The organism is Enterobacter cloacae complex sp. P43RS (assembly GCF_014930585.1).
Taxonomy (GTDB): Bacteria; Pseudomonadota; Gammaproteobacteria; order Enterobacterales; family Enterobacteriaceae; genus Enterobacter; species Enterobacter bugandensis.
The window spans coordinates 367,160-392,518 of record NZ_JADBRJ010000003.1 but is presented as its reverse complement, the minus strand read 5'-3'; the positions used below and the strand labels follow the sequence as shown (position 1 = coordinate 392,518).

Genomic DNA, 25,359 nt, shown 5'->3' with positions numbered 1-25,359 from the left:
GCTTTTTTTCCGCTCTACAGTACCTCATAAGAAATTCAGAATTTATCTAATAGTCTTATTATTTCCTTATATTTTGTGTGGGCGTACAGTGGAGGTACGGATGAAGATCGTGTGGTCAAAAACAGCAGAGAAGCAATTTTCTAAAATCGATACGCGATATCAGAACCGCATTAAATTCAGGCTGGAGAAGATGGATGATAAAACATCACCTGTCGCGGATATCAAGAAATTATCTTCTCCCGTAAACCACTACAGGTTGCGATTAGGTGATTACAGGGTCATTTACACCTTCGGAGACCCGCCGGGTGATACCTGTTACGTAGTGACGGTAAAACGCCGGACAACCACCACCTACCTTCATGAGGAGCATACGGAATATGACTGTTCAGTTCATCAAGGATGAAGAAGGAAAAAAACAGTATGTTGTCATTCCCTACGATGAATATTTTCGCATGCGTTTAGCCATGCTTGAGTATGATGACGATGATGAAAACGACTGGGAAGACATCCCTTACGAATCAGATATCTACGATAACGTAGGTTTACCGGGTGAAGTGTGCGACATCATGCATAGCGAGAACGTCAGCCTGCAGGCCGCATGGCGCATTCTGCGCGGCATGTCGCAGCAGGAAGTGGCGGAAAAACTCGGCATCAGCCAGTCCGCCGTATCACAGCTGGAAGCGCTGGACTCCCGTCCGCAAAAGCGCACACGCGAAAAGCTGGCGGCAATTTATGGCTGCAAGCAGGAGCAAATCAGCCTCTATTTACCGAAAGAGGGTTAACAGCACTTCGCCCCGCCCTTGCCGCCGTAACGGGCGTCCTGGCGGTCGCGGAAAAACTCTTCGTAGGTCATCGGCGTCTGGTCCGGGTGGTTGACGCGCATATGCTCGATGTAGTTATCGTAATCCGGCACGCCAATCATCATTTTGGCGGCCTGGCCCAGGTACTTACCTGCTTTAGAGAGGGTGTCGAACATCATTCTGGTCTCACTGGAAATGTAGGCCGGGTAAGCGCTAGCGCCACCCGGCACACAGGTTAATGCGCCCCTTTCGCCTGGGTCACAATCTCGTCCAGGTTTTCAGGCATCGGCTCATACGGCGTCTCTTTCGCCGTCGGCGTGTCGACCTTCAGCGCCGCCAGCGCGGTTTTCAGAGAATACAACGCCAGCACCACAACCACCACCATAAAGAAGATGGTCAGTCCGGCATCCAGACGGTTGTTGAATACCAGCTGAGACAGCTGTGACTCGGTGTACTGCGCCGGGATCTTGCCGCTGTCGATCATCGCCTGGAACTTGTTGGCGATCGCCAGGAAGCCCACCTTATTGTCCGGACTGAAGGCTTTTTGCCAGCCCGCCGTCAGGGTACAGATTAGCAGCCAGGCGGTTGGCACCAGCGCCACCCACGCGTAACGCTGGCGCTTCATCTTGAACAGCACCACCGCGCAGAGCATCAGCGCCATGCCCGCCAGCATCTGGTTGGCGATACCGAACAGCGGCCACAGGGTGTTGATCCCGCCCAGCGGATCGACCACGCCCTGATGCAGGAAGTAGCCCCACGCCAGCACGCACAGCGCCGTCGCCAGCAGGTTAGCCGGGAGCGAATCGGTCCGCTTCAGGTTTGGCGAGATCACCCCCAGCAGATCCTGGAGCATAAAGCGCGCCGCACGCGTACCCGCATCCACCGCCGTCAAAATAAACAGCGCCTCGAACAGGATGGCGAAGTGATACCAGAACGACACGTCCATCAGCCCGCCCAGCGCGCCGTGCAGGATGTAGGCCATGCCCACCGCCAGCGTCGGCGCCCCGCCCGCGCGGGAGATAATTGACTGCTCGCCCACCTCATTAGCGATATGCGTCAGCGTTTCCGGGGTAATGGCAAAGCCCCAGCCGCTCACCACCTGCGCGGCGGACGCTACCACGTCAACGGTGCCGGCCGGGGCCAGCACCGCCATCGGGCTGTTCATCGCAAAGTAAACGCCCGGATCAATAATGCAGGCGGAAACCAGCGCCATAATCGCCACGAAGGACTCCATCAGCATGCCGCCGTAGCCAATCAGGCAGGCCTGATTCTCGTTGGCCAGCATCTTCGGCGTGGTCCCGGAGGCAATCAGCGCGTGGAAGCCCGACACCGCACCGCAGGCGATGGTAATAAACAGGAACGGGAACAGGTTACCAGTCCAGACCGGGCCGGTACCGTCGATGAATTTGGTCAGCGCAGGCATGGTCAGGGTCGGGCGCATAATCAGAATGCCGATGGCCAGCCCGACAATGGTGCCGATTTTCAGGAAGGTTGAGAGATAATCGCGCGGGGCCAGCAGCAGCCACACCGGCAGCACCGCCGCCACAAAGCCGTAGCCCACCAGCATCCAGGTCAGCTGCACGCCGGTAAAGTCGAAGAATGGTGCCCAGGTCGGGCTTTCCGCCACCCAGCCGCCGGAGATAATCGCAAATACCAGGAACACAAGGCCAATGACAGAGACTTCACCAATGCGCCCGGGGCGCAGGTAGCGAATGTAAATCCCCATAAACAGCGCCAGCGGAATGGTAAAGGCGACCGTGTAGGTTCCCCACGGGCTGTGGGTCAGCGCTTTCACCACGATCATCGCCAGCACCGCGAGGATGATCACCATGATCATAAAGGTCGCCACCAGCGCAATCACCCCGGCGGTTGCCCCCATCTCCTCTTTCACCAGCTCACCCAGCGAACGGCCGTCGCGACGGGTGGAGACGAACAGCACCATAAAATCCTGTACCGCGCCCGCCAGCACCACCCCAGCGAGGATCCAGATCATCCCCGGCAGGTAGCCCATCTGCGCCGCCAGCACCGGCCCCACCAGCGGGCCTGCACCGGCAATCGCCGCGAAATGGTGACCGAACAGCACTTTTTTATCGGTCGGCACGTAGTCCAGCCCGTCGTTGTGGCGTACGGCAGGCGTCATGCGTGTGCCGTCTACGCCCAGTACCGTCTTTGCGATATAGCGGCCATAAAAACGGTACGCAATGAGATAAATGCAGACGGAGGCGACGACGATCCAGAGCGCATTGATCTGCTCCCCCCGGTTGAGGGCGATATAGCCCAGGGCAAAGGCTCCCACAACGGAGAGCACCGCCCACGTAAGGTATTTCCCTGAGTTGTTCATAGTTGTTGTCCGTTGTTGTGAAACAGTGAGATGTTACATTTTGTTTCTAGAACAACGGATAAAATTTAACAACTTTGAAACGCAATAATGCGTGGTCAAACCAGAGATTTACACCACAGTGTTAAGCCGATCACTTTCAGCTGAATGACTTACCCCAGCACCATCGTGCTCAACCGACAGGTACAGCACCGCCGCCCCTGCTCGTCGAATACCACGATCTCCCAGCTCTGGCTCGAACGCCCCAGATGCAGCGGCTGACACACGCCGCGCACCTTACCGTGAGAGACCGCGCGATGGTGCGTGGCGTTCAGCTCTGTGCCGACCACGCTCTGCCCGTCGCGGGTCATCAGAAAACCGGCCATTGAGCCCAGCGTTTCCGCCAGCGCCGCCGAGGCGCCGCCGTGCAGCAGGCCAAACGGCTGATGGGTACGGGCATCCACCGGCATCTCCGCTTCCAGCGTGTCGTCTCCGAGGCGGGTATAGACAATGCCCAGATGCGCCACCAGGGTATTCACGCTGGTGGCGTTCAGTTCTTCAAGCGATAAATGACGTTTCCAGATCATTACGCCCCCAGCGTGGAGCCGCCGTCCACCACGATATCCTGCAGGGTAATATGGCTGGCGGCATCGGACGCAAGGAACAGCACGGTGGCGGCAATTTCCTGCGGACGGGCGATTTTGCCGAGCGGAATGCCGAGCTTGAACTGCTCGCCAAAGCCGCGAATGCGCTGCTGCTCCGCATCGTCGCTTTTCCACAGGGTGCGCTGCATGTCGGTGTCCGTTGAGCCCGGCGACACCAGGTTACAGCGCACGCCGCTGCCCGCCAGCTCCAGCCCGACGGTCAGCGCCAGGCTTTTCAGCGCTGCCTTCGACGCACCGTAGGCACTCATGCCGATGCGCGGGGTGTGCGCCGCGTCGGAGGCCACGGTCACTATCGCCCCGCCCTGCTGACGGCGGAACTGGCCCATCGTCTGCTGAAACAGGTTAAACGCGCCGCCGACGTTAACCGCAAAGGTCTGCTGCCAGTCTTCCTGCGAAAGCTCGTCCGTCGCGCCCATGCGCAGAATGCCCGCCGCGTTAACCAGCACGTCGAGGCGCGCAAGGGTGCCGAGTAAACGCCCGCAGACGTCGCCCACCTGCGCCGCGTCCGCTACGTCCAGCGTTTCGGTGGCAAACGGATAATCGTCCTGCGGGAAGGCCAGATCGAACCCGGTCACCCGCGCGCCCGCCTCCACAAAGGCCAGCGCGGTCGCATAGCCGATACCTTTACCCGCGCCCGTTACCCAAACCGTTTTACCGGTAAAATCGGCCCCCGCCATCACTTCACCTCACGGGAGAGCAGCGCCCACCAGGCGTCGAGGGTCGGATTTTTCGCCAGCATCACGAAGTCGATGTCGCCGTGCACCTTTCGCCAGCGGGCGGCCAGCGCCATCATGCGCACCGAGTCCAGACCGTAGTCGATCAGGTTTTCGTCATCCATCGGCTCGTCGGACTCGTCCAGCAGCGGCAGGATCAGCGCGCGCAGCGCGGCTTTCGTTGCCGGAACGGACGGCAGCAGCTCATCGGTCATCACCACGCGGCCAGAACGTCCTGCCACGTATTTCAGCGACATCAGGTGCTCGTCGCGGGTGAAGTCCGCCAGCGCGTCGGCGATAAAGAACGGCTTGATGTCGCGCATAAAGGCGTCGGTAGCGGTGGTCATGCAGCCGATGTGGGCATAAACGCCGGTAATCAGCAGCTGGTTGCGGCCGGTCTCTTTCAGCATCTGCTCCAGCGGTGAGCGGTGAAACGCGCTGTAGCGCCACTTCACCAGCACGGTGTCCGCTTCGTCCGGCGTCAGTTCAGCCACGATACGCTGCTGCTCCGGCGAGCGAGTCAGGCCCGGCCCCCACATGTCGTTCAGCAGGGCGCGGTCTTCATCGCTCTGCTCTTTCGGCTGCGCGGTGTAGTACACCGGGATATTGTGTTCTTTGCAGTAAGCGCGCAGTTTAGCGATGTTCGCCACCACCTGCTGCATCATGTCGCTATTTTCGCCCCAGAAGTTCAGGAAATACTCCTGCATATCGTGGATCAGCAGCGCGGCGCGCTCCGGCTCAAACGCCCAGTTCACCTTGTTGGTCGGCAGCTCTGCGGCGGTTGGCAGCGCGTAAGCGGTTAATTTTGGAATGGCCATTCTCTGTTCCTCAGCCCCGGGCGCGTTCAGCAAGCCACAGGCGCAACTGTTTCTTATCAACTTTGCCGACCGGCGTGAGCGGAAGCGCATCCACGCTCTCCACGCGGTCCGGCAGCTTAAATTCGGCAACGCCCTGCTCGCGCAGGAAGCGACGCACCTCAACCGCACGCAGGGGCTGTTTCACCACCAGATACGCACAGCTTTTTTCGCCCAGCAGGCTGTCCTCCATGCTCACCAGCGCGGCGTGGATCACCGCTTCGTGGCGCAGCAGCAGGTTTTCGATCTCTTCGGCGGCAATCTTTTCGCCACCGCGGTTGATCTGATCTTTCTCGCGCCCCTGCACGGTGATGTAGCCCTGCTCATCGATGGCGATCAGATCGCCGGAGCAGTAGAAACCGTTGGCATCAAAGGCGCTGGCGTTGTGCTCCGGGCTGTTGAAATAGCCGCGGAAGGTGTACGGGCCGCGCGTCATCAAACGTCCGACTTCCCCGCGCGGGAGCGGGTTGCCGTCCTCGTCCGCCACCCACACCTCGTCGTCCGGACACATTGGGCGGCCCTGGGTGTTGATGATGCGTTCCGGTGCGTCGTCGAGGGCGGTGTAGTTCACCAGCCCTTCCGCCATGCCGAATACCTGTTGCAGCTGGCAGCCGATTTCCGCCGGAATACGCGCCGCGAGCGTGGCGGAGAGGCGTGCGCCGCCCACCTGGAGCAGCTTGAGGGATTTCAGCTGCGCGTTCCCCGCGCCGTCGGCAATCGCCTGCAGCCAGAGGCTCACCGCCGGAGGGACCAGCGACGTCACGTTGATCTGATGCTGCTCAATCAGCGGGAAGCAGAGCGTGGCGCTCGGATCGTTCGCCAGCACCACGCAGCCGCCCGCCGTGAACACGCCTAACGATCCCGGCGAGCTCATGGCGTAGTTATGCGCCGCGGGAAGCGCGTTCAGATAGCGGGAGTGCGCAGTGATGCCGCAGATTTCATTGCTGCGGCGGATGCTGTAGTCGTAGTCGTTGTGCGTACGCGGGATCAGCTTCGGCGTGCCTGTGCTGCCGCCGGAAAGCTGGAAGAACGCCACCTCGTCTGCGGGCGTCGGGTTCGGGATGAAGTTGTCCGCCGGGCGCGCAATCGGCGCTTCCAGCGCATGTTCACCCTTATCGCCGCGCAGCAGCACGGCGCGAACCGAGCGGTGTTCATCCACAAAGGTATTGAGAAAATCATCCCCCGCGAACAGGGCATGTTGGCGATCGGCGATCAGCACGGCGGGTTTGATCTGGGCGGCGTAGGCGTTCAGCTCGCTGCGCTGGTGGCTAAAGAGCGCGTTAACCGGCGCGACGCCGATCTGCAGCAGCGCGAAAAAGGTGATGTAAAACTCGGCCACGTTGCCGAGCTGCACCAGCGCGGTCTCGCCGCGGTGCAGCCCCTGCGCCTGGAGGGCAGACGCGAGGTTATTCACCGCCTCATTAAACGCGCGGTAGGTGATGTGCCGTTCGCCGTCAATAATCGCGACCGCATCGCTTTGCGCATGGTCCGTCAGGATGTGGGTCAGCGGCAGATCCTGCCAGTAGCCTTTTTCACGGTAGCGGCGGGCAAAATCCTCAGGCCAGCGGGTAAAAGGGATGGTCATGGGTATTCCTTAGTGCAAACCAAACACGTTAAGCATGGTGGAGAGCTTCACGCCCGTCTCGCGCCACTCGCCCACCGGGGAGGAGGCAGGCACAATGCCCGCGCCGGCAAACAGGCGAACGGTATTTTCGTAAAGACGCGCGCAGCGGATGGTCACCACCCACTCGCCGTTGCCTTCGCTGTCGCACCAGCCGACGATGCCGCCGAACAGCTCGCGGTCGAACGGCTCCAGCTCGGCAATCAGTTCTTTAGCCGCCTGATGCGGAAAGCCGCTCAGGGCCGGGGTCGGGTGCAGCAGGCAGGCCAGCGTCAGGGCGTTTTCGTTCTCGCGCGCGTCACCTTCAACCGGCGTCGCCAGATGCCACAGCGTCGGCGTGGTGATGAGCTGCGGGGAAGACGGCATGCTCAGGTGATGGCTGCGCGGTTCCAGAATGGCCTTCATCGCCTGGGTCACCAGGTCGTGTTCGTGGCGGTCCTTTTCGGAGGCCAGCAGCTTATTGCCCGCCTCGCGATCCAGCACGTCGTCCGGCTGGCGGCGTGCGGAGCCTGCCAGCGGCAGCGAGCTAAAGTGCCTGCCCTCTTTGCGCAGCAGCAGTTCCGGGCTGGCGCCGAGCAGCACGCCGCCGTCTTCCAGCGGCACGTGGAAGTTAAAACTCGCCGGGTTCTGAGCGATCAGACGCTCCATCAGCGCGCCGCTGTCCATTTTATTGTCGGTGGCGATATCAATCAGGCGCGACAGCACTACCTTATTCACCTGCGGCGTGGCGGTGAGCGACGCGGCGCGCGCGACCATCTCTTCAAAAACGGGCTGAGCGGGGATCTCGGTGCGCTGTTCCACCTTCAGCGCCTGCGCGCCGGAGAAATAGCGTGCGGACTGCTGACGAGCGGGACGGGAAAACGTTTCCCAGCGTTGCGGAATAAACAGCGAAGACGGCTTGCGGGTATCGAACGGGATGGCCCCTACCATGACGGGATGGGCGATGCCGCTGGCTTTCGCATCCCGGAAAGCCTGGGCTAATTTCTGCTGGAACTGCCCCGCCGGATCGTCGCCGCCGACGGCAGGTTCAGAGAATCGGGCAAAACAGCCTGAAGTGGTAAAACTGCGGTAAGGCGACATAAAGAAAAAGCTGTCTGATTGCAGCGTGGTCGCGGTGTGCTGAACTTCCTCAGCCAGGGACGTGTCCATATCATCCTCCTCAAAATGATAAAAGAAGCAATAATGATTATCATTTATATTTTCGTCGGCTAACCTAATCCCACAGCGCCCCGCTGTCAACCGTCGGGCCATTAACTTCTGCGACAAACGCTTGCATCCCTTCCCGGCAACCATGAAAATGAGAAGCATTATCTTCAATAAAAACAGGATGCCGCTCTGTGAAAATCGCTGCCGTTTGCCGCAATGCCCTTCTTCTGACAGGACTTTTTGTTTTAGGACTAACCTCAGCCGCCGCCGCCGACTGGCCGCGCCAGGTCAACGACAGCCGCGGCGTGCATACGCTTGAGAGCAAACCGGCGCGCATTGTTTCTACCAGCGTGACCTTAACCGGCTCCCTGCTGGCGATTGACGCGCCGGTCATTGCCAGCGGCGCAACCACGCCGAACAACCGCGTGGCGGACGCGCAGGGTTTCCTGCGCCAGTGGGGGGATATTGCAAAACAGCGTAAGGTTGCACGGCTGTACATCGGCGAGCCGAGCGCCGAAGCGGTGGCCGCCCAGATGCCGGACCTGATTCTAATCAGCGCCACCGGCGGGGATTCCGCGCTGGCGCTGTACGATCAGCTCTCCGCCATCGCCCCGACGCTTATCATCAATTACGACGACAAAAGCTGGCAGGAACTGCTGACCCAGCTGGGCACGATGACCGGGCACGAGAAACAGGCCGCTGAACGCATCGCCGCGTTCGATAAACAGCTCGCGCAGGTGAAACAGCAGATGAAACTGCCGCCGCAGCCGGTGAATGCCATCGTCTACACCGCCGCCGCGCACACGGCGAACCTGTGGACGACAGAATCGGCGCAGGGCAAGCTGTTACACCAGTTGGGCTTTACGCTGGCGGCGTTACCCGATGGGCTGCACACCTCAAAAAGCCAGGGCAAGCGTCACGACATTATTCAGCTGGGTGGAGAAAATCTGGCGACGGGGCTGAACGGCGAAGGGCTGTTCGTGTTTGCCGGCGACGAGAAAGACGTGAATGCGATTTACGCCAACCCGCTGCTGGCGCATTTACCGTCGGTGAAAAACAAACGCGTCTGGGCGCTGGGAACGGAGACGTTCCGCCTGGATTATTACAGCGCGATGCTGGTGTTAGACAGATTGAATGCGTTGTTTAAGTAGGCATTTTCCCTCCCTCTCCCCGTGGGAGAGGGCCGGGGTGAGGGCATCAGGCCGCACCGTCGTTCAACACGACCTCCTGCCTGAACCGCCGCAATTCCACCAGCACCACCAGTAAGATCGCGCCAACCATCGCTAACACAAACCCGCTGCTGCTCGCCGACGCCACCGGGGTCATTATCGCCCCCAGCCCGCCGAGTATCGCCGCGCCAATCGCATCGCCCGTCACGTTCTGCGCGGTCCACAGGCCGTTGATACGCCCCAGCATCCCTTCCGGCGTCTGGGTCTGGATCAGGGTGTACTGTAAAAGTGAGCTGACCGCACTCAGCCAGCCGAAAATCACCAGACACATCACCCCCAGCGCCCAGACCGGCATCAGGCTGAAGAAGCCGATGGCGATAAACGAGGCCAGCGTCGCCACCAGCATAATCAAGCCCGGACGCGCGCTTTGGGCCAGGTTACCGCTGGTCAGCGCCCCGCAGGCCGCACCGAGCGGAATGGCGGCGTACAGCACGCCAATCTCTGAGGCGCTCATCTGCCACTCGCCCGCCAGCGCCGGGTAAAGCACGCGCACGGCGCTCGCCATCGTCAGCAGGCCGCCGAGCAGCGCAATGCCGCCAATCAGCGGGTTGCTGAACAGAAAACGAATAGCGGCCATCAGCGATTTCAGCGGGTGCTCGCGCGGCTGCGGTGGCGGTGGCAGGAGCGGCAGACGCAGCAGCGTCAGGGTGGTGATAAAGGTGCCCGCCGCGGCAAGGCCGTAGTTCCAGGCCACGTTGCCCGTTGCCAGCAGCAGGCCGCCGACCATCGGCGAAATCACCGAGCCGAGGCGCACGGTGAGCATGGTGATCGCCCCCGCCTGCATCAGGTTCTCGCGGCCCACCAGCGCGGGCGTTGCCGCCAGCAGCGCCGTCACGCCGAGCGAGGCGAAAAAACCGTCCCACAGGCCAAGGGCATAAATCGCCATCAGCGACGGCTCCGGCAGCATCGCGTTCAGACACAGCCCGATAAAGCCCACCCCGCAGGTGCCGCGCGCGAGCAGGATCAGCTTCTTACGCTCGTAGCGATCCGCTAGCACGCCGCCGACCATCAGCCCGATAAACATCGCCCCGCCGGTTAAGGTGACGGATAACCCCACCAGCCAGCTGGAGTGCGTCATAGTCTGGATCTGTACCGGCACGGCGACGCCGAGCAGGCCGAGGGACAAAATGGAGATAAAGCGAGCGATAAAAACGGCGCGATACGCCGGGTGCGTTTTCAACAGGCTGAGGTTAAGCAGCCAGGATTTTTGATTCATGACAAAGCCTTGAGTCTATTTCTACCCATTCCATGGGCGCACATGCTAACATAGCCAAATAAGATAGATAACGATAATCACTATCATTATCAAATCATGGATGTTGCTATGTCGTTTTCCTCTTCTGCGGTGCGCGCCATTGCCGTGCCCGTATTATTGCTACTGCTAATCCTTGCGATTGCACTCAGCCTGCTGGTCGGCGCGAAGCCGCTACCCGCCTACGTTATCGTTGATGCGCTCTCCGGCACCTGTCAGAGCGCCGACTGCACCATCGTGCTCGACGCACGCCTGCCCCGCACTCTTGCCGGACTGCTGGCCGGTGGTGCGCTCGGCCTTGCGGGTGCCCTGATGCAAACCCTTACCCGTAACCCGCTGGCAGACCCCGGCATTCTTGGCGTCAACTCCGGCGCCAGCTTTGCCATCGTGCTCGGCGCAGCGCTGTTCGGGTTAACGTCGCCCTCTGAACAGCTGGCGATGGCCTTCTGCGGCGCGCTGGCCGCCTCGCTGGTGGTCGCGTTTACCGGCAGTCAGGGCGGCGGGCAGCTGAGCCCGGTTCGCCTGACGCTTGCGGGCGTAGCGCTCGCGGCGGTGCTGGAAGGCTTGTCCAGCGGCATCGCCCTGCTCAACCCGGACGTGTATGACCAGCTGCGCTTCTGGCAGGCCGGTTCGCTGGATATCCGCACCCTTGAAACCTTAAACGTGGTGGCAATCCCGGTCATTATCGCCGCCGTCGTGGCGCTGTGTTTAAGCCGGTCGCTGAACAGCCTGAGTCTCGGCAGCGACACCGCGACCGCCCTCGGCAACCGCGTCGCGCGCACGCAGCTGACTGGCCTGCTCGCTATCACCGTGCTAAGCGGCAGCGCAACCGCCGTGGTCGGTCCGATCGCCTTTATCGGCCTGATGATGCCGCACATGGCGCGCTGGCTGGTGGGGTCGGACCACCGCTGGTCGCTGCCGGTCACGCTGCTGGCCACCCCTGCCCTGCTGCTGTTTGCCGACGTGCTGGGCCGCCTGCTGGTGCCCGGCGAGCTGCGCGTCTCGGTGGTGAGCGCGTTTATCGGCGCGCCGGTGCTGATCTTCCTGGTACGTCGCAGACGCGGAGGTGGCGCATGATGGCTCCTTCCCGTCGTTTACTCACCAGCGTCTTACTGCTAGCTATCGCCATTACTTTGCTGGCGGTCTGGAGCCTGCAAAGCGGTGCCGTAACGCTTGATTTCGCGCAGGTCTTTCACGCCCTCACCGGCAGCGCGCCGCGTAACATCACCATGGTGGTCACCGAATGGCGACTGCCGCGCGTGGCGATGGCGATCCTGGTGGGCGCGGCGCTCGGCGTCAGCGGCGCGATTTTCCAGTCGCTGATGAGTAACCCCCTCGGCAGCCCGGACGTGATGGGCCTGAATACCGGCGCGTGGAGCGGCGTGCTGGTGGCGATGGTGCTGTTCGGGCAGCATCTGACGGCCATTACCTTTACGGCTATGGCGGGCGGCATTCTGACCTCGCTGCTTATCTGGGCCCTGGCCTGGCGCAACGGCATCGACACCTTCCGGCTGATCATTATCGGGATAGGCATCCGCGCGATGCTGATGGCCTTTAACACCTGGCTTTTGTTGCAGGCGTCTCTGGAAACCGCGCTCTCCGCCGGGCTGTGGTACGCCGGCTCCCTCAACGGCCTGACGTGGGGCAAAACCTGGCCCGCCGCGCCGCTAATTTTGCTGATGTTTATCGGCGCCCTGCTGCTGGTACGCCGGATGCGGCTGCTGGAGATGGGCGACGACAGCGCCTGCGCGCTGGGCGTGAGCGTTGAGCGCTCGCGCCTGATGCTGATGCTGGTGGCGGTATTGCTGACCGCCGCGTCCACCGCGATTGCCGGGCCGATCTCGTTTATTGCCCTTGTCGCGCCGCACATCGCGCGGCGTCTTAGCGGCACCGCGCGCTGGGGCTTGACCCAGGCTGCCCTGTGCGGTGCGATGCTGCTGCTGGCCGCCGATCTCTGCGCCCAGCGGCTGTTTATGCCTTATCAACTTCCGGTGGGCGTGGTGACCGTCAGCCTCGGCGGGATTTACCTCATCGTCTTGCTCGTTCAGGAGTCACGCAAGAAATGACAGATTCAACAACCCGCTTGCGCGGCGAAAACTTGACCCTCGGCTATGGCAAAAAAATCATTGCCCGTGATTTAACCGTCGCCATTCCGGACGGCCACTTCACCGCGATTATCGGTCCGAACGGCTGCGGCAAATCAACCCTGCTGCGCACCCTGAGCCGCCTGATGTCGCCGACAGAGGGCAGCGTATTCCTCGACGGGGAGCAGATCCAGCGCTTCGCCAGCAAAGAGGTGGCCAGGCGCATCGGGCTGCTGGCGCAAAACGCCACCACGCCGGGAGACATCACGGTGCAGGAGCTGGTCTCGCGCGGACGCTACCCACACCAGCCGCTGTTTACCCGCTGGCGCAAAGAGGACGACGAGGCCGTGAAGCGCGCGATGCAGGCAACGGGCATCACCGATCTGGCTCAGCAAAGCGTGGATACCCTATCTGGCGGACAGCGACAGCGGGCGTGGATCGCGATGGTGCTGGCGCAGGAAACCGCCATTATGCTGCTGGACGAGCCGACGACCTGGCTGGACATCAGCCATCAGATTGACCTGCTGGAGCTGCTGAGCGAGCTGAACCGCACGCAGGGGTATACCCTGGCGGCGGTGCTGCATGATTTAAATCAGGCCTGCCGCTACGCCACGCATCTGATTGCCTTGCGCGACGGCGAGATTGTGGCGCAGGGCGCGCCGAAAGAGATTGTGACGCCAGAGCTGATCGCGCGGATCTACGGCATGCGCTGCATGATTATTGACGATCCGGTGGCGGGTACGCCGCTGGTGGTGCCGTTAGGTCGGCGGTAATTGCCGGGTGGCGGCTACGCCTTACCGGGCCTACATTCAGGCCCGGTAAGCGCAGCGCCACCCGGCATTTGCACTATCCTAAAATTTCCTTCAGTACCGGCCCAATCTTTTCAAACGCCTGCGGTGAAATGATATCCACGTGGGCGCAGTCCTGGCTGTAGACCTCCAGCTCGCCCACCCACGGCGCCCAGGCCGTATGCGGATCCATCGTTCGCGTGCGTTCGGCAACAAACAGCGTGGCTTTACCGTCAAAGCGTGAACTGTGCGCGGTGGTGAGCAACCGCACCGCGTCCGCGTAGTTGCCTTCAATGGTGTTAAACAATTCGCTGGAGCCCTGTCCCTGCTGGGCGGCGATAAACGCCTGACGCTCGCGCTCGATCTCCGCCAGCACTTCCGGGTCAAGGCCGTTTGCCTCTTTCTCCGCCCAGTTCTGGCTTTCCGGCGGCCAGGTATCCAGCAGGCCGAGGAACGCCACCGCTTCACCCTGCTCGCGCAGGCGGGCCGCAATGCCCTGCGCCAGCGTGCCGCCGAGGGAATAACCGAACAGGTAATACGGCCCCTGCGGCTGCCGCTCCCGCAGCGTGTTCAGGTGATGTTCGATCACCCCATCGAGATCAGCGCACTGCTGCATCGGGCCGTTTGGCCGCGGCGACTGAATGCCGACGATGGACCAGCGCGGGCTGAGGTAGCGCGCCAGGACGCTGAACTGCCAGGCAAAGCCGGACGCCGGATGGAAGCAGAACAGCGTCGGGCCGTTGCTTTCACGCAGCGGCAGCAGGGTTTCATACCCCAGGCGCTGCGCCTGTTCGTCGCTCAGTTGCGAGTCCAGCAGCGCGCTGAGCTTGCCGACCGTCGAGGCGACCATAATCTGCCCCGGCGTGACCTTGCGGCTGAACGCACGGCCGAGCTGAGCCGCGAGGCGCATCGCCAGCAGTGAATGGCCGCCGAGGGCAAAGAAGTCGGCGTCGATATCGTTCACTTCGCAGCCCAGCAGCGCAGAAAACGCCTGCGCCACGGCGGCTTCGGTTTGCGTCTCGGGTGCGCGACCGGAGGTTTTGCTGGTCAGCTCCGGCAGCGGCAGCGCCTTGCGATCCAGCTTGCCGTTAGCGCTCAGCGGCAGCGCGCTGATTTGCAGCAGCACCACCGGCACCATATGCGGCGGCAGCTGTGCCCTGAGCGAGTCCAGCAGCGCGTCGCGATCCAGCGGTAAACCGGATTCAGAAACCACGTACCCCACCAACTGGCGGGCATCGCCGCCCGTTGCCGCAGCCTGATTAAACACGCACGCATGCGCCACGGCCTGAGCCACGTCAGGCAATGACAGCATCGCCCGGTCGATTTCGCCCAGCTCAATGCGCTGACCGCGGATTTTCAGCTGATCATCGCTGCGGCCCAGATATTCCACCGCCCCGTTGTCCAGCCAGCGGGCGACGTCTCCGGTGCGATACATCCGCTCGCCTGGGGCAAACGGATCGGCAATAAAGCGGCTGGCGGTGAGGTCGGGCCGTCCCAGATACCCCTGTGCCAGCTGAATGCCGGTGAGATACAGATCGCCCGCCACGCCGAACGGCACCGGGCGCATCATCGCGTCCAGAATGCGCAGCCCCGTATTCCACACCGGGAAGCCGATCGGCACGCTGTTGCCCTCCACTGCCGCCAGCTCCGGGCCGTACGCCGGATACCAGCTCACGTCCACCGCCGCTTCGGTTGGGCCGTAGAGGTTGTGCAGCGGTACATGAGTGAGCAGCTCCCACTCGCGGCACAGCGCCGTTGGCAGCGCCTCGCCGCTACAGAACACCTGCTTCAGCGTTCTGCAGCAATCGACGTTTTGCGGCGTCAGCGAGGCAACAAACGCCGCCAGCATCGACGGCACGAAGTGGGTGGTGGTTACGTCATATTCTGCGAAGAAGCTCTGCATCGCCTGCGGATCGCGGTGCGCGTCCGGCTCCGCCATCACCAGCTTCGCCCCGGCGATAAACGGCCACCAGAACTCCCACACCGACACGTCAAAGCTGCACGGCGTTTTCTGCGCCACCACATCGTTCGCGCCCAGCGGATAATGGTCCTGCATCCACTTCAGGCGGTTAACGATGGCGGTATGGCCGACCATGACCCCTTTTGGACGCCCGGTCGAACCGGAGGTAAAGATGATGTACGCGGTCTGCTCCGGCTTCGCCAGACGCAGAGGTTCAGCGCCAGTGGTTGGCAATAGCATGTTGTAACTAAATGAAGGTATCGGCAGATCGTTAAAGCGCGGAAGCTGCGCGTCGGTGGTAATGAGGAGCGACGGTTTCGCGTCCTCCAGCATCATCCGCAGACGATCGTCCGGGTAGCCGGTATCCAGCGGCAGCCAGGCGGCGCCGGCTTCAACAATCCCGTGTAGCGCCAGGGTCAGGAACACCGAGCGCGGAAGCGCCACCGCCACGCTGTCGCCCGGCTTCACGCCGCGCACGCGCAGCAGGTTTGCCAGCGCGACCACCTGCTCGCGCATCTGGCGGTAGTTCAGCTCAATATGGGCATCCGCCAGCGCGGGGGCGTCCGGCGTTTTGCTCGCCTGCTCCGCCACCAGATCCGCCAGCGTGGTGGAGGGCAGCGCCAGGCCGGTATCGTTGATGCGCGCCAGCCGGGCGTATTCCTGCTCTGATACGGTTTCCACGTCGCCACAGCGCAGGTCAGGGTTCGCGGCAAACTGCGCCAGCATCGCGTTCAGGCGCGAAACGTGGCGCTTCAGCGTCGCGTCGTCGTAACGCTGCCTGTTGGCGAGGATCTCAATGCTTAATCCGCCCTGCTCGTCCGGGAACAGCGCCAGCTCGAGATCGTTCACCGGGCCGGTCGCCAGCGTGTGGGTGATGGCCTCCACGCCGTCGATATCCAGCTGATAATCAAACACCTTCACGTTCAGCACCGGCCCAAATAAGGGTTCGTCCCCTGCGGCCCGCCCGCTGTCGCGCACGATCTGCTCGGCGTCGTAGCGCTGATGTCGGCGCATCTTTTTCAGCTGGTTCGCCAGGCGCAGCGCCAGTTCCGGCAGGCTCTCAAGCGGATTAATATTCACCGCCAGCGGCAGGACGTTAAGCACCGGGCCGGTTGCGGTCAGCGCGGCGGACCCCATGCGGCGCATAAAGATAAACCCGGCGGCGTAGTCCAGCCGTCCGGTGAGGCGGCCCAGCCACAGCGCCACCAGCGCAAGCGCCAGATCGGTGCGCTGTGCCTGCCCGGCTGCCTGCGCCAGCTGGCTAAAGGCGCGAGCGTCCATTGCAATTTTCAGGCGCAGGATGTCGATAGTGGCGGCGCGTCCCGGCAGCGGCGCGGAGGAGAGCGAGACCGGAGGAGGAAGCTGTTTGCGCTGCCCGGCCCAGAAAGCACCGTCGCGCTGATACGCCTCGCTGTCTCGGTAGCGCTCATACTCGTCAACGACCTCGGCGAACGGAGTAAACGGTGAGGCTGGGGTGGGTTGCCCTTTCTTCCAGGCAGCGTAAATCCCGGCGATCTGGCGGGTAATCGCCGGGAAACTGAAGCCATCCACCACCAGATGGTGATAGAGCTGATACCAGTACCAGCGGTTGTCACCGACCTGAATCAGCTGATGGAAAGCGAGCGGCTGACCACTGTCCACGCGCAGATCCTGGCTGAGATCGGCCTCCATCAGCGCCACGGCGGCGTCGTGAGAATCAACGCGAACGATGGACGGCTCCGGCAGGATCAGAGTCTCATCGACCCACTGCCAGACCTCGCCGTTATCTTCAGCGAAACGCATGCGCAGGGTATCGGCCTGCATCATGCCCTCGGCGATGGCTTTAGCCAACAGCGGCGCGTCGATATTCCCTTTCAGCTCGGTGTAGTGCGCCACGCTCCAGGCGTTTGGCAGCGAGGAAAGCTGCTCTGCCATCCAGATACCCGGCTGGGCGGCGACGAGAGGAAGACGGTTCATGCGCGCTCCCCCGCAAAACAGGACGGCTCAAGCGTCTGCCAGCGTTGCGCCAGCCACTGCTGGCACGCCTCCTGAGAGTGCGGCTCGCAGACCACGCGCCAGCCCGCAGGCAATTCGCACTGCTGCGGCCACAGGCTGTACTGCCCCTGGTCATTTTGCAAAATGGCGAACTGTCCCTGCGGATTATCGAAAGGATTGCTGAATTCCATACAGACTCCGTTATTGAATGAACGGCTGCCAGAGGGTCATCAGCCCCTGCGTCAGCCCACCGCGCCAGCAAAGCGCATCGTGTCCGCCGTCAACCTGACGCCAGATAACCGGTTGCTGAGTGTGTAGTTCGGCGAGGATCGCCTGGTTTGCGCGCAAGATAAGCGGCTCATTGCGCCCGGCTTCAAGAAGGATGCGTAACCCGCGAGGGGATATTTCGCCGGTTTTAAGTTGTTCTATTAACAGCCCGTCCTGCTGCCCGCCGCGGTGCGGCCACCAGTAGGAGCCGGACTGGCTGAGCACGCAGCCAAAACGCTGCGGCCAGTGCAGTGCGGCATAAAGGGAGGAGAGACCGCCAAAGCTTTGCCCTGCGACCACCGTACGGTCGGCGCGGTCGCTAAACGGCGCGCGTTGTTGGACAAGGGGGAGAAGTTCTTCCTGCACCGCCAGCCAGAAGTCGGGATTGCACGGTAGCTCGCGGTTACGGTGCTCCATATTAATAACATCGATTAAGACGTAGACCGCAGGCGGCAGGTTGCGCTCGGCGGTGAGCGATGCCAGCGCAGGCCAGACCGGCATGCTTTCGGCCCAGAACTGCCCGTCAAGCAGCACCGCCAGCGGGCGCTCGGGGCTTTCATCCCCGGTGGTAAAAATCCACACGCGGCGACGGTTCTTCAGGCGCGCGCTGTCCCACGTAATGCAGACGGGCTTTTTGTAAGGCATATCGGGATGGTTCCAGCCCGGCTGTACGGGCGCCTCCGGCATCTCCAGCGCCGAGACGGCGTGCCCGCGCCCGCCGCGCCAGCTCTGCGGATTCAGCGGGTCTGAAACCGCGTGAGGCAGCAACTTGCGCCAGCCTTCGCGCAGTGCCATGCGGTCCGGCTGCTCGCTTTCAAATACTGCATCGGCAAAATCGTTTTCGTTATCGGAGGGGATAAAACAGTAGCTGCCGCGCCATTCGGGGCTGAACTCCCCCTGCCACTGCCAGACGTCGGTATCGGGAATGCGTTCAAGCGATTGCGGGCGGGCATTCTGATGGTGGTCGGTCACGCCGGTAACGTAGAGCCAGACGCGTTTAACCGTTGAGGTCTGCTGGGTTCCTGACGGGTCCCGCCACCAGAATGTGACGCGATAGTTTTCCTCATGACGTTGCCATTCCGGCCCGTTTTTCGACTGCCACCACGCTTCACTTCCGGTTGTTAACGCCGTCACCCTTATAACCCCATGTTTAGCAATATTTTTTGTTTCAGAGCAAATTTTATTGATAATATTATTGATAACTATTTGCATTTGCAATAGCGTATTGCCCGCGCTGTGGGAAGCGCGTTCATAAATAACCATAAAAGCGGGACGTACAATGAATAAGAAGATTCACTCTCTGGCCTTGCTGGTCAATTTAGGGATTTATGGCGTCGCGCTGCCCGCCATGGCAGACGACAACGCCGCCTCTGCGCAGCACGAAGACACCATGGTGATCACCGCCGCCGAGCAGAATTTGCAGGCGCCTGGCGTGTCGACCATCACCGCCGATGAGATCCGCAAAAACCCGCCCGCGCGGGACGTGGCGGAAATCATCCGCACCATGCCGGGCGTTAACCTGACCGGGAACTCCACCAGCGGCCAGCGCGGGAACAACCGTCAGATCGACATTCGCGGCATGGGTCCGGAAAACACCCTGATCCTGATCGACGGCAAGCCCGTCACCAGCCGCAACTCCATCCGCCTGGGCTGGCGCGGCGAGCGTGATACCCGCGGCGATACCGGCTGGGTACCGCCGGAGATGATCGAGCGCATCGAAGTGATCCGCGGCCCGGCCGCCGCACGCTACGGTAACGGCGCGGCGGGCGGCGTGGTGAACATCATCACCAAAAAATTCGACGACCAGTGGCACGGCTCCTGGAACACCTACCTGAACGCGCCTGAACACAAGGATGAAGGTTCTACCAAGCGCACCAACTTCAGCCTGAGCGGCCCGCTGGGCGGCGACTTCAGCTTCCGCATGTTTGGTAACCTGGATAAGACTCAGGCCGACGCGTGGGACATCAACCAGGGCCACCAGTCTGAGCGTACCGGAGCCTACGCCAACACCCTGCCCGCGGGCCGCGAGGGTGTAGAGAACAAAGACATCAACGGCGTGGTGCGCTGGGACTTCGCGCCGATGCAGTCGCTGGAGTTTGAAGCGGGCTACAGCCGCCAGAACAACCTCTATGCGGGTGACACGCAAAACACCAACAACGACAACGCGTTGGTGAAGAAGAACTACGGCAAAGAGACGAACCGTATTTATCGCCAGAACTTCGCCGTGACCTGGAACGGCGGCTGGGACAACGGCATTACCACCAGCAACTGGGCGCAGTACGAACACACCCGCAACTCCCGCCTGGGCGAAGGGCTGGCGGGCGGTACGGAAGGCCTGTTCAACAGCAATAAATTCACCGACACCGATCTGGCCGACGTGATGCTGCACAGCGAAATTAACCTGCCGATTGATTTCATTGTGAACCAGAACCTGACGCTCGGCACCGAGTGGAACCAGCAGCGGATGAAGGATTCGACCTCCTTCTCGCAAACCCAGCAGGGTGGCACCATCCCGGGCATGAGCGAAGACCGTAGCCCGTACACGTCAGCGGAGATCTTCTCCCTGTTCGCTGAGAACAACATGGAGCTGACCGACAGCACCATGCTGACCCCTGCCCTGCGCTTCGACCACCACACCATCGTGGGCAATAACTGGAGCCCGTCCCTGAACCTGTCGCAAGGTCTGGGGGATGACTTCACCCTGAAGATGGGCATCGCGCGTGCCTACAAAGCGCCAAGCCTGTACCAGACCAACCCGAACTACCTGTTGTACAGTAAAGGCCAGGGCTGCTACGCCAGTTCCGACGGCGTGGGCTGCTACATGATGGGTAACGACGATCTGAAAGCGGAAACCAGCATCAACAAAGAGATTGGCCTGGAGTGGAAACGCGACGGCTGGCTGGCGGGCGTGACCTGGTTCCGCAACGACTACCGCAACAAGATTGAAGCGGGCTACGCGCCGATTGGCCAGACCTCCACCGGTAAAGTCACCACCGATATCTACCAGTGGGAAAACGTGCCGAAGGCGGTGGTGGAAGGTCTGGAAGGCTCCCTGAACGTGCCGGTCAGCGACACCATCAACTGGACCAACAACATCACCTATATGCTGCAGAGCAAGAACAAGGAGACCGGCGACCGTCTGTCGATCATTCCGGAGTACACGCTGAACTCAACCCTGAGCTGGCAGGTGCACCAGGATGTGTCATTGCAGTCGACCTTCACCTGGTACGGCAAGCAGCAGCCGAAGAAGTACAACTACAAAGGCCAGCCGGTGACCGGGTCTGAGAAAGACGAGGTCAGCCCGTACAGCATCGTTGGCCTGAGCGCCACCTGGGACGTGACGAAAAACGTCAGCCTGACCGGCGGCGTGGACAACGTCTTCGACAAGCGCCAGTGGCGCGCGGGTAATGCCCAGACCACGGGGAACGCGACAACCGGCGCGTATATGTACGGTGCGGGTGCGTATACGTATAATGAACCGGGTCGCACCTGGTATATGAGCGTAAACACAAGATTCTGATACAGGCAGTGACTTCCCCCTCTCCCTGTGGGAGAGGGTTGGGGTGAGGGCATCAGTCCGCACAATTCAGAGGGAAAAACCATGCACACCACCCACAGCACATTTTCTCTCGCCGGCCTCACCCTCCACCGCATCACCTTCGACCCCGCCACCTTCACCGACGCCGATCTCCTCTGGCTCCCCCATCACGCCCAGCTCGCTGACGCCGGACGTAAACGCAAGGCTGACCATCTGGCAGGACGCATCGCGGCCGCGCACGCCTTACCTGACCACACCGTTCCCGCCATCGGCCCCAGCGGGGAACCGCTCTGGCCGGACGGAATTTCCGGCAGCATCACCCACAGCGGCACGGAGGCGATGGCTGTCGTCGCGCCATACCCTGCGCTTATCGGTATCGATAGTGAAGCGATCCTCGCCGAAAATGAAGCAAGGGAAATCAAAGATGGCATTATAGATGCCCAGGAAGAGCGCGTGCTTTCCCACTCGGGTTACCCGTTCGCCCTCGCCCTGACGCTGGTTTTCAGCGCCAAAGAGAGCCTGTTTAAGGCCCTCTTTCCGCAGGTGCAGGCTTACATGGGGTTTGACAGCGCGCGCGTCACCCTGCTCGACGATAAGACGCTTACGCTGGCGTTGACCCGTCAACTGTCAGGCTTTAACGAAGGCACCGCCTTCACCCTGCACTGGCAACTGCGCGGCGAGCAGGCGATCACCCTGCTGTCACACGTTCCTGCCGACGCGCCTTCACGCTGGTCACCACAAACGTCACGATAAACACCACCGCGAACAGGACCACTATGGTCGGCGCGGGCGCGCTGTCGAGATAAAACGAGGCATACACGCCGCTGACCGACACCAGTACTGATACCGCCACAGCCACCAGCAGCGCCATGTGGAAGCGTCGGGCGATCAGCACCGCCACCGCGCCGGGGGCAATCAGCAGCGAAATCGACAAAATAATCCCCACCGCCTTCAGCGTCGCCACGATGGTCAGCGAAACCATGCACAGTAAGCCATAGTGCAGCCATCGGGCGCGCAGGCCGCTCGCCTGCGCCTGCTGATAGTCAAAGCAAAACAGCAGGAAATCGCGCCACTTCAGGCCAATCACCAGCGCAATCAGCCCCGCGACGAGACCGCTTTGCAGAATGTCCATCCCGTTAATGCCCAGCATATCGCCGAACAGAATGTGGTCGAGATGCACCTCAGGTTTAACGGCGATATAGAGGATCAGCCCCGCGCCAAACATCCCGGAAAAGACGATCCCCATCACCGTATCCTGCTTGATCCGGCTATTGTCCTTGAGGTAGCCGGTGGCAACCGCGCAAAACAGACCGGCAACGAACGCGCCCAGCGCCAGCGGCAGGCCCATCACCCACGCCAGCACCACGCCGGGAAACACCGCGTGGCTCATGGCGTCGCCCATCAGCGCCCAGCCTTTCAGCACCAGAAAAACCGACAGCAGCGCGCAGGGCACGGCTACCAGAAGTGAAATCAGCAGCGCGTTGTTCATGAACGCAAACTGAAAGGGTTCAAGGAGCAGCGCCATCATGGGTGTGCCTCCTTCGCGCGGCGGCGGCTGGCGAGCAGCCCGTGCTTCGGCGCAAAGACGAACGCCAGCAGGAACAGCAGCGTCTGGGCGACCACAATAATGCCGCCGGTGGCGCCGTCCAGATAATAGCTGGCCCATGCGCCGAGGAAGCTGGTGAGGCTGCCAATGGCGACGGCAATCATCAGCAGACGCGGGAAGCGGTCGGTGAGCAGCCACGCGGTTGCGCCGGGTGTGACCACCAGACAGATCACCAGAAACGCGCCGACGGTTTGCAGCGCTGCCACGGTAGAGACCGCCAGCAGCGTGAAGAACAGGATCTTCAGGCGCTCAGGGCGCAGGCCGATGGCGCGGGCGTGGTTCTCATCAAAAAAGGTCACCATCAGATCTTTCCATTTGAACAGCAGGATAACCATCGACACCACGCCGATAATCGCCAGCTGGACGATATCCTCCGGTGCGATAGCCAGAATATTGCCGAGCACGATGGTCTGAATATTCACCGAGGTCGGGTTGAGCGAGACCATAAACAGCCCCAGCCCGAAAAAGGAGGAGAAGATCAGCCCGATGATTGCGTCCTCCTTCAGGCGGCTGCGCTGGTTGAGAAACAGCATGCTGCCCGCCGCCAGCCCGCCCGATAAAAACGCCCCCAGCGAGAACGGTAGCCCGAGCATGTAAGCCCCCGCCACGCCCGGCACGATGGAGTGCGAGAGCGCATCGCCGATTAGCGACCAGCCTTTGAGCATCAGGTAGCAGGAGAGAAACGCACACAGCCCACCCACCATCGCCGAGACCCACATCGCGTTGAGCATGTACTCATAGCTGAAGGGTTCGAGAAGCGCGTTCATTTAGCCTCCTGCCGGTGCGTCACGAAGGGTCGCTCATCGTCGGTAATGATGCGATCTTCCGAGCCGCTGAGTACCACGTGGCGCAGCACGCCGCTGAAGGCGCGCTCAAGGTTTTCGGCGGTGAAGGTGGTTTCCGTCGGACCGCTCGCCAGCACGGTGCCTTTGACCATCACCGTGTAATCGCAAAACTCCGTGACCGAGCCCAAATTGTGGGTCGAGACCAGCATGGTTTTGCCCTCGTCGCGCAACTCGCGCAGCAGGCTGATGATTCTGGCTTCGGTTTTAACGTCCACGCCGGTAAACGGCTCGTCGAGCAGGATCACCTCGCCCTGCTGGGCAATCGCCCGCGCCAGGAAGACGCGCTTCTTTTGCCCGCCGGAGAGCTCGCCAATCTGCCGATGGCGCAGCTCGAGCATATCCACGCGCTTCAGGGCGTCGGTCACGATCTGCCGATCCTGCGCTTTAGGCCGCCGCAGAAATCCCATATGCCCGTAGCGCCCCATCATCACCACGTCCTCGACCAGCACCGGAAACGACCAGTCGACCTCTTCCGACTGCGGCACGTAGGCGACCAGGTTCTGGCGCAGCGCCCGGTGAGGCGGCAGCCCATGGAGGGTGATAGTGCCGCTCGCTGCCCGCACAAAGCCCATCACCGCCTTAAACAGCGTGGACTTGCCGGAGCCGTTCACCCCCACCAGCGCGGCAATCGATCCGCCGGGCACGCTGAACGACGCATTGCGCAGCGCCGTGTGGCCGTTGCGGTAGGTCACGGTCACGTCCGTGACGACAATCCCCTTTTGCATGGTCACTCCTTCATGCCGTCGCGAATGCCCTGCACCAGCGTGCGGGTGGTCACGTTCAGCAGGTCGATATAGGTCGGCACCGGGCCGTTTTCCGCACTCAGGGAGTCAACGTACAGCACGCCGCCGTAGTGGGCGCCGGTTTCCCGCGCCACCTGACGCGCCGGCTTATCGGAGACCGTGCTTTCGCTGAATACCGCCGGGATGCGATGTTTCTTCACCAGATCGATCACCTTGCGCACCTGCTGCGGCGTCCCCTGCCGATCGGCGTTGATCGGCCACAGGTAAAGTTCCTTCATGCCCAGATCCCGCGCAAGATAGGAGAAGGCGCCCTCGCTGGTCACCATCCAGCGTTTGTCTTCCGGGATCTCCGCCACCTGCTTGCGCAGCGGTTCGAGGGTCGCGACGATCTTCTGCTTGTAGGCGTCAGCGTTGCGTTGGTAGACCTGCGCGTTGGCCGGGTCGTACTTCACCAGCGCGTCGCGGATGTTATCGACGTAAATCAGCGCGTTGTCCGGCGACATCCACGCGTGCGGGTTAGGCTTGCCGTCGTACGGCCCCTCGCTGATGCCCATCGGGGTGATGCCCTGGGTGACAATCACCTCCGGCACGCCGTTCAGGTGCTGATAAAAACGCTGGAACCACAGCTCCAGGTTCATGCCGTTCGCAAGGATCAGCTGCGCCTTTTGCGCGCGCTTGATATCGCCCGGCGTCGGCTGGTACTCGTGGATTTCAGCGCCCGGTTTAGTGATGGAGGTGACTTCTGCGGCATCCCCCGCCACGTTTTTCGCCATATCCGCGATGACGGTAAAGGTGGTGATGACCTGGAACTTTTCAGCCGCCAGCGCGCCCGTGCTGGTCGTAGCCGTGAGCAGCGCGCCGAGCAACAGACGCTTTAATCCTTGCAGTGGGTGCATCGCAGAAGTCTCCTGAGGTGGTTAAATTCAAAGCAAAATTAGCCTGTGCTATAAGGTATAG

At 61.6% G+C, this 25,359-nt stretch carries 23 protein-coding genes; 8 read left to right on the top strand and 15 right to left on the bottom strand.

What is annotated here, in order from left to right:
* Nucleotides 1-100: 100 nt before the first annotated feature.
* Both IM294_RS08905 and IM294_RS08900 read left to right on the top strand, forming a co-directional pair.
* Nucleotides 101-403 carry a type II toxin-antitoxin system RelE/ParE family toxin gene (locus IM294_RS08905; RefSeq protein WP_126818643.1) on the top strand — a complete coding sequence of 101 codons (303 nt, stop codon included), beginning with the start codon at nucleotides 101-103 and terminating at the stop codon, nucleotides 401-403.
* Complete coding sequence (locus IM294_RS08900; RefSeq protein ID WP_126818644.1) at nucleotides 378-782, top strand: helix-turn-helix transcriptional regulator; 405 nt, start codon at nucleotides 378-380, stop codon at nucleotides 780-782. The genes IM294_RS08905 and IM294_RS08900 overlap by 26 nt, the downstream gene beginning before the upstream one ends.
* Here the strand turns inward: IM294_RS08900 and IM294_RS08895 are convergent.
* The 7 genes from IM294_RS08895 to entC form a co-directional block, all read right to left on the bottom strand.
* Complete coding sequence (locus IM294_RS08895; protein WP_126818659.1) at nucleotides 779-976, bottom strand: YbdD/YjiX family protein; 198 nt, start codon at nucleotides 974-976, stop codon at nucleotides 779-781. The two genes, IM294_RS08900 and IM294_RS08895, sit on opposite strands and share 4 nt — an antisense overlap.
* 59 nt (nucleotides 977-1,035) lie before the next feature.
* Nucleotides 1,036-3,141, bottom strand: coding sequence for a pyruvate/proton symporter CstA (cstA, locus tag IM294_RS08890; protein ID WP_017694336.1), 2,106 nt, complete (start codon nucleotides 3,139-3,141; stop codon nucleotides 1,036-1,038).
* Between the two features lie 149 nt (nucleotides 3,142-3,290).
* Nucleotides 3,291-3,704, bottom strand: a complete 414-nt coding sequence (gene entH, locus IM294_RS08885) for a proofreading thioesterase EntH (protein ID WP_028012300.1) — start codon at nucleotides 3,702-3,704, stop codon at nucleotides 3,291-3,293.
* Nucleotides 3,704-4,459, bottom strand: a complete 756-nt coding sequence (entA, locus tag IM294_RS08880) for a 2,3-dihydro-2,3-dihydroxybenzoate dehydrogenase EntA (RefSeq protein WP_126818646.1) — start codon at nucleotides 4,457-4,459, stop codon at nucleotides 3,704-3,706. The genes entH and entA overlap by 1 nt, the downstream gene beginning before the upstream one ends.
* On the bottom strand, nucleotides 4,459-5,313 hold the full coding sequence (locus IM294_RS08875) for an isochorismatase (protein ID WP_028012298.1): 855 nt from the start codon (nucleotides 5,311-5,313) through the stop codon (nucleotides 4,459-4,461). The genes entA and IM294_RS08875 overlap by 1 nt, the downstream gene beginning before the upstream one ends.
* A gap of 10 nt (nucleotides 5,314-5,323) precedes the next feature.
* Nucleotides 5,324-6,934 (bottom strand): (2,3-dihydroxybenzoyl)adenylate synthase EntE, encoded by a 1,611-nt coding sequence (gene entE, locus IM294_RS08870; RefSeq protein WP_126818647.1) that lies wholly within the window; start codon nucleotides 6,932-6,934, stop codon nucleotides 5,324-5,326.
* A gap of 9 nt (nucleotides 6,935-6,943) precedes the next feature.
* Nucleotides 6,944-8,119, bottom strand: a complete 1,176-nt coding sequence (gene entC / locus IM294_RS08865; RefSeq protein WP_126818648.1) for an isochorismate synthase EntC — start codon at nucleotides 8,117-8,119, stop codon at nucleotides 6,944-6,946.
* A gap of 188 nt (nucleotides 8,120-8,307) precedes the next feature.
* On the opposite strand from entC, the gene fepB reads away from it, so the two are divergent.
* Nucleotides 8,308-9,267 (top strand): Fe2+-enterobactin ABC transporter substrate-binding protein, encoded by a 960-nt coding sequence (gene fepB / locus IM294_RS08860; protein WP_126818649.1) that lies wholly within the window; start codon nucleotides 8,308-8,310, stop codon nucleotides 9,265-9,267.
* A gap of 46 nt (nucleotides 9,268-9,313) precedes the next feature.
* Here the strand turns inward: fepB and entS are convergent, their stop codons facing one another.
* On the bottom strand, nucleotides 9,314-10,561 hold the full coding sequence (entS, locus tag IM294_RS08855; protein ID WP_063438253.1) for an enterobactin transporter EntS: 1,248 nt from the start codon (nucleotides 10,559-10,561) through the stop codon (nucleotides 9,314-9,316).
* Between the two features lie 108 nt (nucleotides 10,562-10,669).
* On the opposite strand from entS, the gene fepD reads away from it, so the two are divergent.
* Genes fepD through fepC form a run of 3 tightly spaced genes read left to right on the top strand, consistent with a single transcriptional unit; the run spans nucleotide 10,670 to nucleotide 13,454 of the window.
* Nucleotides 10,670-11,674 (top strand): Fe(3+)-siderophore ABC transporter permease, encoded by a 1,005-nt coding sequence (gene fepD, locus IM294_RS08850; RefSeq protein ID WP_069733607.1) that lies wholly within the window; start codon nucleotides 10,670-10,672, stop codon nucleotides 11,672-11,674.
* Nucleotides 11,674-12,663 carry an iron-enterobactin ABC transporter permease gene (fepG, locus tag IM294_RS08845; protein ID WP_126818660.1) on the top strand — a complete coding sequence of 330 codons (990 nt, stop codon included), beginning with the start codon at nucleotides 11,674-11,676 and terminating at the stop codon, nucleotides 12,661-12,663. Before fepD ends, fepG begins: the two co-directional genes overlap by 1 nt.
* Nucleotides 12,660-13,454 carry an iron-enterobactin ABC transporter ATP-binding protein gene (gene fepC / locus IM294_RS08840; RefSeq protein ID WP_059357479.1) on the top strand — a complete coding sequence of 265 codons (795 nt, stop codon included), beginning with the start codon at nucleotides 12,660-12,662 and terminating at the stop codon, nucleotides 13,452-13,454. Before fepG ends, fepC begins: the two co-directional genes overlap by 4 nt.
* A 73-nt stretch (nucleotides 13,455-13,527) precedes the next feature.
* Here the strand turns inward: fepC and entF are convergent, their stop codons facing one another.
* From entF to fes, 3 genes are read right to left on the bottom strand one after another with little or no spacing between them, the layout of a single operon-like run.
* Nucleotides 13,528-17,385: an enterobactin non-ribosomal peptide synthetase EntF gene (gene entF, locus IM294_RS08835; protein WP_193360342.1), complete on the bottom strand. Its 3,858-nt coding sequence runs from the start codon at nucleotides 17,383-17,385 to the stop codon at nucleotides 13,528-13,530.
* Nucleotides 17,382-17,594: an MbtH family NRPS accessory protein gene (locus IM294_RS08830; protein ID WP_063449420.1), complete on the bottom strand. Its 213-nt coding sequence runs from the start codon at nucleotides 17,592-17,594 to the stop codon at nucleotides 17,382-17,384. The genes entF and IM294_RS08830 overlap by 4 nt, the downstream gene beginning before the upstream one ends.
* A 10-nt stretch (nucleotides 17,595-17,604) precedes the next feature.
* Nucleotides 17,605-18,804: an enterochelin esterase gene (gene fes, locus IM294_RS08825; protein ID WP_126818651.1), complete on the bottom strand. Its 1,200-nt coding sequence runs from the start codon at nucleotides 18,802-18,804 to the stop codon at nucleotides 17,605-17,607.
* 145 nt (nucleotides 18,805-18,949) lie between these two features.
* On the opposite strand from fes, the gene IM294_RS08820 reads away from it, so the two are divergent.
* A complete protein-coding gene (locus IM294_RS08820; protein WP_045631298.1) occupies nucleotides 18,950-21,190 on the top strand; it encodes a TonB-dependent siderophore receptor in 2,241 nt (746 codons plus the stop codon).
* A gap of 81 nt (nucleotides 21,191-21,271) precedes the next feature.
* The gene (gene entD / locus IM294_RS08815; RefSeq protein WP_126818652.1) at nucleotides 21,272-21,961 is read left to right on the top strand and encodes an enterobactin synthase subunit EntD; all 690 of its coding nucleotides are present in this window, start codon (nucleotides 21,272-21,274) and stop codon (nucleotides 21,959-21,961) included.
* Here entD and IM294_RS08810 read toward each other — a convergent pair.
* Genes IM294_RS08810 through IM294_RS08795 form a run of 4 tightly spaced genes read right to left on the bottom strand, consistent with a single transcriptional unit; the run spans nucleotide 21,897 to nucleotide 25,298 of the window.
* Nucleotides 21,897-22,736: a metal ABC transporter permease gene (locus IM294_RS08810; protein ID WP_063438258.1), complete on the bottom strand. Its 840-nt coding sequence runs from the start codon at nucleotides 22,734-22,736 to the stop codon at nucleotides 21,897-21,899. The two genes, entD and IM294_RS08810, sit on opposite strands and share 65 nt — an antisense overlap.
* Entirely contained in the window at nucleotides 22,733-23,581 is an 849-nt protein-coding gene (gene sitC, locus IM294_RS08805) for an iron/manganese ABC transporter permease subunit SitC (protein WP_048998924.1), read from the bottom strand. Before sitC ends, IM294_RS08810 begins: the two co-directional genes overlap by 4 nt.
* On the bottom strand, nucleotides 23,578-24,384 hold the full coding sequence (locus IM294_RS08800) for a manganese/iron ABC transporter ATP-binding protein (RefSeq protein ID WP_028012282.1): 807 nt from the start codon (nucleotides 24,382-24,384) through the stop codon (nucleotides 23,578-23,580). Before IM294_RS08800 ends, sitC begins: the two co-directional genes overlap by 4 nt.
* Before the next feature lie 2 nt (nucleotides 24,385-24,386).
* On the bottom strand, nucleotides 24,387-25,298 hold the full coding sequence (locus tag IM294_RS08795; protein WP_126818653.1) for a metal ABC transporter substrate-binding protein: 912 nt from the start codon (nucleotides 25,296-25,298) through the stop codon (nucleotides 24,387-24,389).
* Between the last annotated feature and the right edge of the window lie 61 nt (nucleotides 25,299-25,359).